The sequence below is a fragment of the Streptomyces sp. NPDC019396 genome (genome assembly GCF_040632375.1).
GTDB lineage: Bacteria > Actinomycetota > Actinomycetes > Streptomycetales > Streptomycetaceae > Streptomyces.
Genome location: NZ_JBEYBS010000025.1, coordinates 74182 through 88654 on the forward strand (window position 1 = coordinate 74182; position 14473 = coordinate 88654).

Annotated in this window: 9 protein-coding genes; 7 read left to right on the forward strand and 2 right to left on the reverse strand. The window is 71.1% G+C overall.

The annotated features are described in order from the left end of the window. Positions 1–136 precede the first annotated feature (136 nt). The 3 genes from ABZ532_RS25665 to ABZ532_RS25675 all read left to right on the forward strand — a co-directional run bounded on the left by ABZ532_RS25665 (position 137) and on the right by ABZ532_RS25675 (position 6166). Complete coding sequence (locus ABZ532_RS25665; protein WP_361288262.1) at positions 137–1906, forward strand: hypothetical protein; 1770 nt, start codon at positions 137–139, stop codon at positions 1904–1906. Then, positions 1890–5387, forward strand: coding sequence for a hypothetical protein (locus tag ABZ532_RS25670; RefSeq protein ID WP_361288265.1), 3498 nt, complete (start codon positions 1890–1892; stop codon positions 5385–5387). The genes ABZ532_RS25665 and ABZ532_RS25670 overlap by 17 nt, the downstream gene beginning before the upstream one ends. Before the next feature lie 170 nt (positions 5388–5557). Then, positions 5558–6166, forward strand: coding sequence for an LAETG motif-containing sortase-dependent surface protein (locus tag ABZ532_RS25675; RefSeq protein WP_361288268.1), 609 nt, complete (start codon positions 5558–5560; stop codon positions 6164–6166). A 105-nt stretch (positions 6167–6271) separates the two neighbouring features. Here the strand turns inward: ABZ532_RS25675 and ABZ532_RS25680 are convergent, their stop codons facing one another. After that, positions 6272–7582 carry a diacylglycerol kinase family protein gene (locus ABZ532_RS25680; RefSeq protein ID WP_361288271.1) on the reverse strand — a complete coding sequence of 437 codons (1311 nt, stop codon included), beginning with the start codon at positions 7580–7582 and terminating at the stop codon, positions 6272–6274. A gap of 191 nt (positions 7583–7773) precedes the next feature. Here ABZ532_RS25680 and ABZ532_RS25685 point away from each other — a divergent pair, with 191 nt between their 5' ends. After that, the gene (locus tag ABZ532_RS25685; protein ID WP_361288274.1) at positions 7774–10461 is read left to right on the forward strand and encodes a LuxR C-terminal-related transcriptional regulator; all 2688 of its coding nucleotides are present in this window, start codon (positions 7774–7776) and stop codon (positions 10459–10461) included. A gap of 163 nt (positions 10462–10624) precedes the next feature. Continuing rightward, positions 10625–10822, forward strand: a complete 198-nt coding sequence (locus tag ABZ532_RS25690) for a hypothetical protein (RefSeq protein ID WP_361288277.1) — start codon at positions 10625–10627, stop codon at positions 10820–10822. A gap of 9 nt (positions 10823–10831) precedes the next feature. On the opposite strand, the gene ABZ532_RS25695 is transcribed toward ABZ532_RS25690, so the two are convergent. Beyond that, positions 10832–12118, reverse strand: a complete 1287-nt coding sequence (locus ABZ532_RS25695; RefSeq protein ID WP_361288280.1) for a cation:proton antiporter — start codon at positions 12116–12118, stop codon at positions 10832–10834. Positions 12119–12431: 313 nt separating this feature from the next. On the opposite strand from ABZ532_RS25695, the gene ABZ532_RS25700 reads away from it, so the two are divergent. Together ABZ532_RS25700 and ABZ532_RS25705 are read left to right on the forward strand one after the other, a co-directional pair. Further along, entirely contained in the window at positions 12432–12845 is a 414-nt protein-coding gene (locus ABZ532_RS25700; protein WP_361288283.1) for an SHOCT domain-containing protein, read from the forward strand. 308 nt (positions 12846–13153) lie between these two features. After that, complete coding sequence (locus ABZ532_RS25705) at positions 13154–14452, forward strand: alpha/beta fold hydrolase (protein WP_361288286.1); 1299 nt, start codon at positions 13154–13156, stop codon at positions 14450–14452. Positions 14453–14473 lie beyond the last annotated feature (21 nt).

Genomic DNA, 14473 nt, shown 5'->3' on the forward strand with positions numbered 1-14473 from the left:
GCTATGCATTTTGCATGGGCTATCTCTGCTTGTGATGTATTGGCCGGGCAATTTCGCATTCTGTTATCACTCCAGGGAGTTCTCCTTGTCCGTATTCAGACCCCCTGGGGTAGCCAGGCGCTGCAGGACCGGTGTGTTGGGTGCCTTGCTGCTGCTGGGCCCGGTCCACGCCGTTCCCCTCGCGGCCGCGAACGCCGAGCCGGGTGCCGTACCGCACCGGAACGAGGACCCGTACATGGCCGCCGGGTCGGCCATGGCGGCGGCCGCCCCGCTGAGCTGCACGGGCGAGCGGATCTACGCGGTCCAGAACGGTGCCAGCGCCTCGGACTTCGGCACTCTGCTCGCGCTGGACACCAGCACCCTCGCGGGACCCACGCCCTCCGTGACCACCACCGTGGTCAGCAAGATCCCGCAAGGAGGCATGACCAACGCGCTCGGCATCCTCCCGGGAGGCACAGGGGCGTATGTCGTCGACCGGACCGGTGGGCCGTCCTCGATCGTCGTCCACGGCTATGACGCGGACAGTGACACCTGGACCACCTACTCCGGGACGACACCCGGCAATGGCGTGGTCGTGGTGGCCGGCGCCATCGACCCGTCCAGCGGCATCTACTACTACGCCGCCTTCAATCCCGCCTCCGCGCCCGGCAAGGCCAAGGTCTACGGCTTCGACACCACGACCCACACGGCGATCCCGGGTGTGATCGCCACCTTCGACCTACCCACCACCAGCGTCGCGGGCGCCAACGGCGACATCGCCTTCGACGCGGCGGGCAACCTCTACATCGTCACCTCCGCCAACGGCGTCAACGACGCGGCGATCGGCGTCGTGGACGGGCCGCTGCCCACGACCGGCTCCGCCACCGGCACTCCGCTCTCCATGACCGTGCTGACGCACATCGACAATCCGCAGCAGCGTCAGTACAACGGGATCGCCTTCGACAACGCGGGCAAGCTCTTCATCGAGTACAGCACCGTCCCTCCGTCCGCCGTGACCTTCCTCCAGGCAGTCAACCCGAACAACGGGCAACTCATCGGCCAGCCGAAGCGACTGTCGGACCAGGCGTTCGTCTCCGTGGACCTCGGTGCCTGCTCGACCAACCCGACGCTGACCCTGGCGAAGAACATCGTCGGGCGGTTCATGGAATCGACCACGTCGAACGACCAGTTCGAACTGTCGATCACCGGCGGCGGCATCCGCGAAGGCAACACCGCCACCACGACCGGCAACACGACCGGAGTGCAGCCGGTGACGGCCGGGCCGGTCGTCGGGGTGGCGAACACCACGTACACCCTCACCGAGCACGCCGCGTCCGGCGGCAACCTCGCCAACTACACGACGACCTACGCGTGTGTCGACACCTCCAACGGCAACGCACCGGTGTCCTCCGGCGCCGCCACGTCCTTCACTCTGCACTTCCCCGACACCGCACCGGGAGGGAACAGCCCGCGCGTCCTCTGCACCTTCACCAACACCCCCGACGCCCCCGCCCCCGCGCTGACGCTCACGAAGTCGGCCGTGCCGCAGTCGGTCACGGCCGCCGGGCAGCTGGTGACGTACACGCACACGGTGAGGAACACCGGGAATGTCACGCTGACCGGTGTGACGGTGGTCGAGACCGCGTTCTCGGGTTCGGGCGGGGATCCGGTGGTGTCGTGTCCTGACACGACTCTCGCCCCGGGCGCCTCCATGGACTGCATCGCCACGTACTCGGTGACGCAGACGGATGTGAACGCGGGAGACGTGGGGAACACAGCGACGGCCACCGGCACTCCACCGTCGGGTCCCGCGGTGACGGCGACGGCGGAGGAGACGGTGACGGCCCATCAGGATCCGGCGCTGTCGCTGGTGAAGACGGTGGTCGGGGACGGTGGTCGGGGACGGTGGTGTGTTCCGTGCAGGTGAGGTGCTGACGTACTCGTATCTGGTCACCAACACGGGCAATGTGACGGTGACCGGCATCTCCGCGAGTGACACGGCCTTCTCGGGTACCGGTGTCCCGCCGGTGATCTCCTGTCCGTCCGGGGCTCTTGCGCCCGGCGGCGCGGTGACCTGTACGGCGACGTACACGGTGACGCCCGCTGACGTGGCGGCCGGGGAGATCACCAACACCGCCGCCGCCACCGGAACCCCTCCCTCCGGGCAGACGGTGACGTCGAACGAGTCGTCGGCGGTGTTCACCCCGGCGCGCAGGCCGGAGATCCGGCTGGTCAAGACGGTTTCACCCAACGTGGTGACGCAGGCGGGCCAGCGGGTCGACTACACGCTGGTGGTCTCCAACACCGGCAATCTGCCCCTGGACGACGTCACCGTGGCCGACATCGCGTTCTCGGGTTCGGGCGGGGCACCGGCGGTGTCCTGTCCCACCACGTCGCTCGCGGTGGGTGCGTCGATGACGTGTACCGCGTCGTACGTGGTGACGCAGACCGACATGAACTCCGGCTCGGTCACCAACACCGCCCGTGCCACGGGCACTCCGCCCGGCGGACCCGAGGTGACCTCCACGTCCGGCGCGACGGTGACCGCCGAGCGGAATCCCGCGCTGACGCTGCTGAAGTCTCCCGACCCGGAGTCCGTGACGGCCGCCGGGCAGCTGGTGACGTACACGCACACGGTGAGGAACACCGGGAATGTCACGCTGACCGGTGTGACGGTGGCCGAGACCGCGTTCTCGGGTTCGGGCGGGGCACCGGCGGTGTCCTGCCCGGGAGGGTCGCTCGCCCCCGGTCAGACGATGGACTGCATCGCCACGTACTCGGTGACGCAGACGGACGTGAACGCGGGAGAGGTGGAGAACACAGCGACGGCCACGGGCACCCCGCCGTCGGGTCCCGCGGTGACGGCGACGTCGAGTACGACGGTGACCGCCGACCAGAATCCGGCGCTGTCGCTGGTGAAGACGGTGGTCGGGGACGGCGGTGTGTTCCGGACCGGCGAGGTGCTGACGTACTCGTACCGGGTCACCAACACCGGAAACGTGACCCTGTCCGCCGTGGGCGTCGTGGATGTCACCTTCTCCGGGTCAGGCCTGCCGCCAGAGCCGTCCTGCCCGCGCACGACCCTGGCCCCGGGTGATTCGATGGTCTGCACGGCGACATATACCCTCACCCAGCAGGACGTCGATGCGGGCTCGGTGACCAACACGGCCCGTGCGACCGGCACTCCACCGAGCGGTACGCCGGTGTCGATCCAGGCGTCGGCGGTCTTCACACCTGTGGTCAACCCGGCCCTGTCCCTGGAGAAGTCGGCGGACCCGGTGACCGTGACCGCGGTCGGCCAGCTCGTCTCCTACGCCTTCGTCGTCACCAACACCGGCAATGTGACGCTCTCCCAGATGGCCGTGCACGAGACCGACTTCTCGGGCTCGGGTCAGGCGCCTCAGGTCTCGTGCCCGACCACGACCCTCAATCCCGGCGTCTCGATCACCTGCACCGCCGCCTACGCCGTCACCCAGGCGGACTTCGACGCGGGCTCGGTGACCAACACCGCTCGTGCGACGGCCCGTCCGCCCACCGGTCCGGCCGTGGCCACTGCGCCGTCCAGCGCGACCGTCACCGCCCAGCAGGCACCGGGCATCGCCCTGGTGAAGACGGCCTCTCCCGACACGGTGACCGCGGACGGCCAGCAGATCGACTACACGCTGGTCGTCACCAACACCGGCAATGTCACGCTGACCGACGTCCAGGTGAACGAGACCGCGTTCACGGGAACGGGCCCGGACCCGAACATCACCTGCCCTCCGGGGTCCCTCGCCCCCGGCCGGTCGAAGACCTGCACGGCCACCTACACGGCGACCCAGGCCGACATCAACGCCGGTGCCGTGACCAACGGCGCCACCGCCACCGGCACCCCGCCTTCGGGTCCCGCGGTGACGGCGACGGCGGAGGAGACGGTGACGGCCCATCAGGATCCGGCGCTGTCGCTGGTGAAGACGGTGGTCGGGGACGGTGGTGTGTTCCGTGCAGGTGAGGTGCTGACGTACTCGTATCTGGTCACCAACACGGGCAATGTGACGGTGACCGGCATCTCCGCGAGTGACACGGCCTTCTCGGGTACCGGTGTCCCGCCGGTGATCTCCTGTCCGTCCGGGGCTCTTGCGCCCGGCGGCGCGGTGACCTGTACGGCGACGTACACGGTGACGCCCGCTGACGTGGCGGCCGGGGAGATCACCAACACCGCCGTCGCCGGCGGTACGTCCACCGCGGGCCAGGGAGCGGAGTCCAACGAGTCGTCCGCCGTGTTCACTCCGCGGCGCAATCCGGAACTGCGGCTCGCGAAGTCGGCGTCGCCCGCAGAGGTGACGGAGGCCGGCCAGCGGGTCGACTACACGCTGGTGGTCTCCAACACCGGCAATCTGCCCCTGGACGACGTCACCGTGGCCGACATCGCGTTCTCGGGTTCGGGAACGGCTCCGGTGGTGTCATGCCCCGGTGCATCGCTGGCCGTGGGTGCGTCGATGACGTGTACCGCGTCGTACGTGGTGACGCAGACCGACATGAACTCCCGCTCGGTCACCAACACCGCCCGTGCCACGGGCACCCCCGACGGCGGTCCCAGCGTCACGTCCACCTCGAGTGCGACCGTCGACGCGGCGCAGAAGCCGGCGCTCTCGCTGGTGAAGTCGGTGGAGCCGACGACGGTCACCGCCGTCGGGCAGCGCGTCGACTACCGCTTCGTCGTGACCAACACCGGTAGTGTGAGCCTGACCGATGTGGGGGTCGTCGAGCCCTCGTTCACCGGGTCGGGACAGCGCCCGCAGGTAGTGTGTCCGGTCACCTCTCTGGCGCCCGGGGCCTCGCTGACCTGCACGGCGACCTACACGGTGACCCAGGCCGACATCAGCGCCGGTGCCGTCACCAACGGAGCCACCGCCTCCGGCAGGCCGCCCACGGGCCCGCCGGTGACGTCGACTTCGGGCACCACGTTCATCGCCACCGTCATCCCCGTCGCCGCCCTCACCCTGGTCAAAACAGCCTCGCCGGCCAAGGTGACCCGTCCGGGCACGCGGGTCGAGTACCGCTTCACCGTCAAGAACACGGGAAGCGTGCCCCTGTCGGACGTGGCGGTCAGCGAGCACCGGTTCAGCGGGCAGGGGCCCGCACCGGCGGTGTCGTGCCCCCGGAGCGAGCTCGCCCCTGGTGAGTCGATGACCTGCACGGCGTCCTACGTCGTCCAGAAGGGCGACATCCGGGCCGGAAAGGTGCGGAACACGGCGACGGCCACCGGTACCGCGCCCGACGGCAGCACGGCGACAGCCACAGCCGGTGCGACGGTGTCCACCTCGGCACACGGGGGTGGTGGTTCGCATCATCCGTCCCGTCCGCACCATCCGTCCCGCCCGTCGAAGCCCCACAACGGCCATGGGCGGCCGTGGGCCGTCGTCTGAGCCGCGGCCGGGCCGGAGGTGGGAACCACCCCCTCCGGCCCGGCCATTCGGAATCGGACACTCCAGGTAACGCTCGGGTCAATCGAGCGGGGTGGGGTGCGGATGGTTCGGCTGTGCGAGTACTGTGCCCGGCACCTACCCACGAAGTACTGAAAGTGCGTGGAGGATTGATGAAGGTACCAACCCGTGCGTGGAAGCGCTCGGGCGCTCTCATAGCGGGCACGGCCGCTGGGCTCGTCGGTATGGGTCTGTTCGCGACCCCTGCTTCGGCCCACACCCCCGTGTGGACGGTGACCTGCTCCGAGGTCACCGTCGACCTGAAGGCGTACGAGGACAGCGTCACCAACACGGTGACGGTAACGGTGGACGGCAAGGACCTGCTGCCCGCCAAGGAATTCGGCTCGAACTTCCATGAGGCGCTCAAGCTGCCCGACCACAAGGCCGCGGTCGAGGTGCGCCTGGTCGTGAAGGCGGGCGACGGCGAGCGGTTCTCGCACGACGAGACCAAGACCGCCCCGGTCTGCGAGTCCGAGACGCCCAAGCCCTCGGACACCCCGGAGCCCTCCGACACTCCCGAGCCGTCGGACACCCCGTCCAGCGAGCCGCCGAGCTCCGCCGCGCCGGTTCCGACGCCCAGCGAGACGACGCCGGGTGGTCTCGCGGAGACCGGTGGGTCCAGCGCCACGCCTGTGATCGCCGGTGCCGCGGCTCTCGCGGTGCTCGCCGGTGGCGGCATCATGGTGGCGACCCGCAAGCGCCGCGCGGCCGCTCGCGACTGACGTCTGCTGAGGCCGGTTTGCGGCCGTAGGTGCCCTGCGACCACCCGGTCGCAGGGCACGTCTGCGTCCAGGGGCAGAGGCAGGCGCAAGGGCGCGCGGAGCACTTCAGCGCGCCAGTGCCAGCAGCCCGATGCGCCGCCAGTTCAGGCGCGGCCGGGCACGGGGCACGCCTGGCCGGGCGCGGGGCACCCGCACCCGCAGGGCACGCGGCCGGATCGTGCAGCGCACCGGTGTCGGCAGGGTGAGCGCCTCGCCGTCGAGGCCGACGTCGATCCGCGGGGCGTCGGCGTCCACGACGACCTCGGGAGCCGTGAGCACGGTCAGACCCGGCGCCCGTTCCCCCCGCAGCAGATCCGCCGCCTCGGCGGCGCTGTCGACCTTGATGCACATCAGGCCGAGCAGTCCGCCGTCCAGCCGGTCCCGCCGCCCCAGCGCGGCCAGGTCGCCCACCCGGTAGGGATTGTTGCCCACCAGGGCCGCCTGCGGTGCGTCGACGGTGTTCCCCGGCGCCCGTACCGTCAGCCGCGGTCCGGCCCGGTGCGTGAGCACGTCGGGGAACATGTCGAGCGTGGTGCGCACCTTGTCGTTGCGGTAGGCATCGCTCTGCACCACCGCGGCATACGCGCCGAACGACGCGTTGTTCACGAACACCCGGTCGCCGATGCAGCCCAGATCCACCCGAAGTTCCACGCCATCCGTCAGCGCGTCCAGCGCCGCGGCGGGATCGTTGCGGTCCAGCCCGAGGTCAAGCGCGAAGTGGTTGCGGGTCCCCGCGGGCACGACGAGGAAGGGGACGCCATGTTCGGCCGCGATCCCCGCCACCAGGGCCTGGGTGCCGTCCCCGCCGGCCACTCCCAGCAGGTCCGCGCCATCGGCCACGGCCTGGCGGGCGAGGGCCGCCACATCGACCTGCCGTGCCGGGTCCAGCAGCGCGATCCGGGCGCCCGCGGCCTCCGCCTTCTCCTTCAGGCCGAACCGTTCGACCTTGCCCCCGCCCGAGCGCGGGTTCATGATCAGGAACGGTCGTTCGGGGCGCGGTGTCTCGGCGGCGCGCTGTGCTCCGGAGGCAGGGTCCATGGCGAGCGCCTCCCAGCCGGCGGTCGCCGCCAGTGCCCCGAGCGCAAGGCAGAGCACCAGCAGCCACAACAGCCCCGATGTGAGCCCCAGCCAGATGACCACCACCGGCGCCGCCACGGCCAGCACCATGGCGCACACCCGCACCAGCCCACGCCGGGTCAGCGCCCACCACAGGGCGGCCGCGGTCACCGCCGTGCCCACCACCACGATGGCCACCAGCGCGATGCCCCGCAGCCCGGCGACGAGGACGAAGAGCGCCACCGCCGTGAGGGCGGCCACGATCGCGAACCGCGCTGTCCAGCGCTGCAAACGGAGCAGCTGGCCCTCGTTCCGGCCCATGACACCTCCGGTCAGGCTTCCGAATCCCGCACCCCGACCACCCCAAGGACATTGCACTACGGGCCGCACCGCGCCGCCTCCGCTGCGGCTCCCAGGGGGTGCCGCCGACGATCAATGGCGATCTTGCCGGGGCGCTGGGATCATGGTCACGTCAGTGCTCCGGAAGACGGGACCGTACGACGGTAGAAGCCATGGCCGAGGACTCCCAGCCGGATCCGGGCGGCGATCCACTGCTGGCCTCGAAGTTCGCGGTACCCGCCGTACCGCCGGGCTTCGTGGCCAGGAAACGCCTCCTGGACGGGCTCACCGAAGGAACCAGGGGCCCGCTGACCGTGATCAGCGGTCCGGCCGGTGCGGGAAAGACCACCCTCGCCGCATCCTGGCAGGGCGGCGGGGGCTCTCCCGGTCCCGTCGTCTGGCTCACGGTGGAGAACGAGGAGAACGCTCCCGGCGCGTTCTGGACGTACGTCATCGGGGCGTTCCGCTACCACCAGGTGCCGCTGCCCGGCATCGGCACCCCCTCACGCGCCGACACCGTGGACCGTTCCCTGATCGTCCGGCTCGCCTCCGTGCTGGCCGGGCTCCCCGGGCCGGTCGTCCTGGTGCTCGACGGCATCGAGCGCGCCACCGACCGGCAGGTGGCGGCGGACCTCGAATTCGTCCTGGCCCACGCCGGACCCGCCCTGAGGATGGTGCTCATCGGCCGGGTCGACCCGGCGCTGCCGCTGCACCGCTACCGCGCCGAGGGCAGGATCTGCGAGATCCGCCGCGCCGAACTGGCCTTCACACCGCGGGAGACGTCGCAACTGCTGAAGCAGCACGGACTGACGCCCTCGCAGGAGAGCGTCGGAGTGCTCACCCGGCGGACCGAGGGCTGGGCCGCGGGGCTGCGGCTGTGCGCGCTGGCGATGCAGGGGGCCGATGACGCCGAGCACTTCGCCCGGTCCTTCGCCACCTCGCCCAACGCCGTCGCCGACTATCTGACGGCCGAAGTCCTGGAAGCCCAGGCCGCCTCCGTCCAGGACCTGCTCATGCGCACCAGCATCCTCACGCACATCCATCCGGCCCTCGCCGACGCACTGACCGGACGCGCCGACGGCGCGGCCGTGCTGTCCCGGCTCGCCCGCGAGAACGCCTTCATCGAACCCATCGGTGACACCGCCTGGTACCGCGGCCATCCGCTGTTCGCCGAGGTGCTCCGTGCCCATCTGCACGACCGCGCCCCCGAGCTGGGACCTGACCTGCACCGGCGCGCGGCGCAGTGGTTCGCCGCGGACGGCCGGCTGGCCGAGGCGCTCGAACACGCCGCCGAGGCGGGGGAGTGGCAGTACGCCGCGGAACTCCTCGTCGACCGGCTGGCGATCGGACGACTCCTCACCGGACCGGACAGCCACGGCCTCGAGTGCCTGTTCCGGACCATGCCCGCCGAGGCTCCCGGTACCGCAACCGCCCTGGTCGCGTCCGCCGTCGCGCTGCTTCGCCACGACGCCGAGGAGAGCCGCAGACAGCTCGGCCGTGCGGGGGAGGAGGCGGGAAACGGTGCCGCACCGGCAGCAGCCACGGGACCCGAAGGACCGCCGACGTCACCCGAACGGCGTCTCACCCACGCACTTCTGCGTCTGCTCAGTGACACGGGCACGGTCCGGGACGGCGACAGCCAGGTAAGGGCCCTCATGGCACAGGTGCCCGTGGCCCGACTGGAGCAGCATCCCGAGATCGAGTCCCTCTGCCGCTACGGCAGTGCCCAGGCGCTCCTTGCCGAGGGCCGGCGCACCGAGGCCCGGGAAGCCTTCGCTGCGACCCTGGAGGTCGCGGGTGATGAGACGACCCGCACGGTGCGCTACCACTGCCTGGGCGCACTCGCCCTCACCGAGGCCGTCGACGGCATGCTGCGCGAGGCCGAGGCACACGCCGGTGAAGGGCTGCGCATCGCCGACGAAGCCGGAATCCCCGACGGCCACCGCACCGGGCTCTGCCATCTCGCCCTTGCCGCCGTCGCATCGGAGCGGGGCGACCTCCGCGGCGCCCAACACCACATCGACGCCTCTGCGAGCTCCCGCAGCGCTGCTCACGACCCGCTGGGCGCAGCCGAGTCCGCGGTGCTGCGTGCCCGCCTGGCACTGGCGCAGGGTCGCACCGCTCAGGCACTCGAAGCACTGGACGCACTGCGCCTGCCGGTGGGCCACAGCGGTGCGAGTGACCACGGCACGCCCCGCAAGGCGACGCCTCTCTGCGCTGAGGCCGCGCGCAGGGTGACCATGACCCGCTGCACCGTGCATCTCGCCCGCGGCGACGCCTCGTCGGCTCTGGCGGCGCTCAACGGAGCGGCCGACGGCGGTTCCGGCCACGCCTTGGCGGCTGCTGCCGTCCATCTGGCGGCCGGGGACAGCGAGCACGCGCGCCGGCTGCTCGCACCGCTCGGCAACGGCGCGTCCCCCGGACCCGCCGACCGGGTACGCGCCCGACTGCTCCAGGCCCATGCCGCGCTGCGGGAGGAGGCGACCGCGCACGCGATGGTGTTCCTCGGCCAGGCACTCGACGCCGCGCGCCCCCAGCTGCTGCGGGCGCCGTTCGCCGAGTCCGGCCCCTGGCTTCGGCATCTGCTCGCCCAGGCACCCGCACTCGTGGCGGAGCACCCCTGGCTGAACGAGCGGCCCGAGGAAGGCGGCGGCCGTCCGCCACTCCTCGAGCAGCTCAGCGAACGGGAGCGCGAGGTCCTGCGGTATGTGGCGCAGATGATGTCGACCCAGGAGATCGCCGCCGAGCTCTATCTGTCGGTCAACACCGTCAAGACCCATCTGAAGAGCATCTACCGCAAGCTGTCCGTCTCCCGCAGGAGCGAGGCGGTACGGCGCGCCCGCGAGGCGGACCTGCTGTGACACCACGGGACGGGTTCACCTCAGGAGGGTGATGCGAGCCTCCCCCCGGCACGGGAGCATGCGCGTAGAGGTTCCTGAGGCACATGAAGCGGCTTCACGACTTCACGAAGAGGCGGTACAAGCGGCCCCACGAAGAGGCCATGGTCCACGGGGAAGTGTCCGTATGCGATACGAGTTCCGCGTCTCCGGTCATCTGTCCACGGCCGTCGCCGGTGCCTTCCCCGAACTGGAGGGGGCCACGGTGGCCGAGGAGACGGTCCTGTACGGACCGGTCACGGACGAGGCACACCTGTACGGGCTGCTCGCCCGCTTCCAGGATCTCGGTCTCCATGTGGTGGAGATGCGCCAGCTGCCGGAATAGCCGTCCTTCTCAGACCTGGTCCGCCGGCCCCGCCTCGCGCAACCGGGGCCCGCGCGCTGCCGCCGCCCGCTCGAACCAGGCCCCGTAACGGTCGCTGAGCCGCACCGCCGACACACCGTGCAACAGCACACTCAAGGCCACCGTCAACGCCACCACCTCCAGCAGGGTGCGCGCCGCGGGGACGTGCTCCTTCGCGGCGAGCAGGCCGAAGACCAGAGAGGGCAGTCCACGCGGACCGAACCACGCCGCGTATGCCACCGTCGGCAGCCGCAACCCGCTGCCCACCAGGGCGATGGCGGCCGTCACCGGTCGCACCAGGGCGACGCAGAGCACCGCGTACAACGCGGCCCGCCAGGTGAGGTGCTGGAGTGCGGGCCCCAGCATGACGGCACCGAACACCAGGAAGCTCATCGCGGCCAGCAGTGACGCCAGGCTCTCGGTGAAGCTGCCGACCAGATCGGTGCTGTGCCCGCTCGGGCCCGTGCCGTGGCGGGCCGTCCCGCGCCGCAGCAGCGCGGCGAAGGCGAATCCAGCGACCCAGGCCGCGACGAAACCGCTGCCGCCCGTGGCGGCGAGTGTGTACGAGGCGAGGGCGACCGCCAGCACGACGGCCTGGCTCCACTCCCGGTTCACCCAGTCGGTCACCCAGGCCCGGTGCAGCAGCAGGCCGATCGCCGCGCCCACGGCGAGCCCGATCGCACTGCTGAGGAGCAGCGACCGCCAGAACACCCCCACCAGGCCGTGCTCCGATGAGGCAGTGCCGGAGATCGCGGCCAGCACGAGGAGGAAGAACGGCAGGACGACACCGTCGTTGACCCCGGTCTCGACCGTGAGCCCGTGCCGCACCACCGGGGGCACCCGGCGGTTGGCGACGGCCGCCCTGCACACCGGGATGTCGGTGGGCGCGAGGATCACCGCGATCAGGGCGGGCTCCCAGCCGCTCAGCCCGGGCAGCAGCAGCACGGCAAGCAGCCACCCCGCCCCGATGGTCAGCAGCAGACCGACGGTCACCAGCCGGGCGGACAGCAGGCGCCCGAGATGCAGGTCCCGGCCACGCAGTTCGAAGGAGTCGGTGAACAGCACCAGCGTCAGCGCGGCCTCCACCAGGACGAGGATCGCGCCCGCGTCCTTTTCCAGGTCGAGGATGCCGAGACCCACCGGCCCGATGAACACCCCGCAGACGGTGAACACGAGCGGCGCGGTGACCGAGGCACGGGCGAGGCGCTTGGACGCCAGGGCATAGCCCGCGGTGACCGCCGCCACGGCGACCCCGGCCCAGGCACCCCCGCCGCTCACCGGCGGACCGTCCCGACCGGGCCCCCGTGGCACGCGCCCATCTGCCGGCACACCGTCGCGTCCGCCATACGTCACCCACCACTACCCGAGGCATCACGGCCCGCCCATCGTGATCGACCCCGCTGGGCGCGTACGGCACCGACACGGCCCGCTCACCCGGTGGCTCACATGGGCGCCCCGATACGCCGGGCTGCCAGGCGAGACCGCCTTCGCGTCGATTCACCCCTGCCGGGTGAGGGCCGCACGGCCGGACCGTCACACACTGGCCGGGAGCGGACGCCCGGCGTCCGACGAGAACGGCAGGAGGACGGCGATGGACGGCACTGTCTACCTCGCGTACGACTACCCGGTGCTGGGCGCGTTCTGGACCGTGATGTGGATCTTCCTCTGGGTCCTGTGGCTGGTGATCCTCTTCCGGGTCATCCTGGACATCTTCCGCTCCCACGACATGAACGGGTGGATCAAGGCCCTGTGGCTGCTGTTCGTGCTGATCATCCCGTTCCTGGGCGTGCTGATCTATGTGATCGTGCGCGGCGACAGCATGGGCAAGCGCGAGATCCAGCACGCCCAGGAACAGCAGGAAGCCTTCAGTGCCTACGTCCGGCAGGCGGCGAAGGGCGAAGGCGGCGGTACCACGGACGAGCTGTCCAGGCTCTCCGAGCTGAAGGCCAAGGGAGACCTCTCGGACGAGGAGTTCCAGAAGGCCAAGCAGAAGCTGCTGGGCTGACCGGCCACCGCCCTGCCGGGGTCCGGGGCAGCCACCCAGCCTGGCTGCCCCGGAGTGCCGGTCCCCGCCGCTGACGCGCCCCGCCCGCGGCAGGTCCATGGACGGAGGGCGGCCGGGGCTCCACGACGCACCAGCTCGCCCTCGGAGACCGCGAACGACAGGTCGTCGACAGCGGTGGTGCCGTCCGGGTACACCTTGCTGACCTGCTCGAACCTGATCATGGATCCACGCTAGGCGCGCCGCGTCCGTGACGCACATGATGGACGTGAGCGTGACCGTCGATCAGCGGACAGACAGCAGGAGCAGCATTGACCAGCTACCGGCAGCCGGGCCTCATCCTCACGGACCGCCACTTCACCGTCCCCCTCGACCACGGCGACCCGGCCGGTGAACAGATCCGTCTCTACGGGCGCGAGGTGGCGTCGAGCGCGCGGGCCGGTGCCGAGCTGCCCTGGCTGGTGTATCTGGAGGGCGGGCCCGGGTTCGGGGCCCGGCGTTTCCACGGCAAACAGGCGTGGCTGGGCCGGGCCGTCCAGGAGTTCCGGGTGCTGCTGCTCGACCAGCGAGGTACGGGCCTGTCCACGCCCGCCAACCGCCAGACCCTCCCGCTGCGTGGCGGTCCCGGGGCGCAGGCGGACTATCTGGCCCACTTCCGTGCCGACAGCATCGTCCGCGACTGCGAGGCGGTCCGGCGCCAGCTCACCGGTGGGGCCAGGTGGACCGTACTCGGCCAGAGCTTCGGCGGCTTCTGTGCCACCCACTACCTGTCGACCGCTCCCGAGGGCCTGCGGACGGTGCTGATCACCGGTGGACTGCCCTCGCTGGGCGCGCGCGCCGAAGACGTCTACCGCGCCGCGTATCCGCGTATCCAGCGCAAGGCCGAAGCCCACTACGCCCGCTATCCGCAGGACATCGAACGCGCCCGCCGCATCGCCGCCCATCTCATCGAGCACCGGCCCGTGCTCCCCGGCGGCTATGTGCTGACCGCCGAGGCGTTCCAGTCGCTCGGCATCCAGCTCGGCACCGCCGACGGCAGCCACCAACTGCACTATCTGCTGGAGAACGCGTTCATCGACGGCGCGCGGGGTGAGGAGCTCTCGGACGCCTTCCAGGAAGGTGTGGCCGCCGCACTGTCCTTTGCCGCCCATCCGCTGTACGCGGTGCTCCACGAGGCGATCTACGCCCAGGGCGCGGCGCCGACGGCCTGGGCGGCCGAGCGCGTCCGTGCCGAATTCCCGCAGTTCGACTCCGGGAAGGCGCTCGCCGGGGACGGCCCGTTGCTCTTCACGGGCGAGTCCGTGCACCCCTGGCACTTCGAGACCGACCCCGCCCTGCGCCCGCTGCGCGAGGCCGCCGAGCTGCTCGCCGCCCGCAGCGACTGGCTCCCGCTGTACGACCCCGAGCGTCTGGCGGCCAACGAGGTCCCGGTCGCCGCCGCCGTCTACCACGACGACATGTACGTCGACACGGCCCACTCGCTCGCCACCGCACGGAGCATCCGAGGGCTGCGTACCTGGGTCACCGACGAGTACGAGCACGACGGAGTCCGTACGTCCGGCGCCCGGGTCGTGGACCGGCTGCTGGCCCTCGTCCGTGACGAGGCGTGATCGGCCGGGGACGTTACGCTC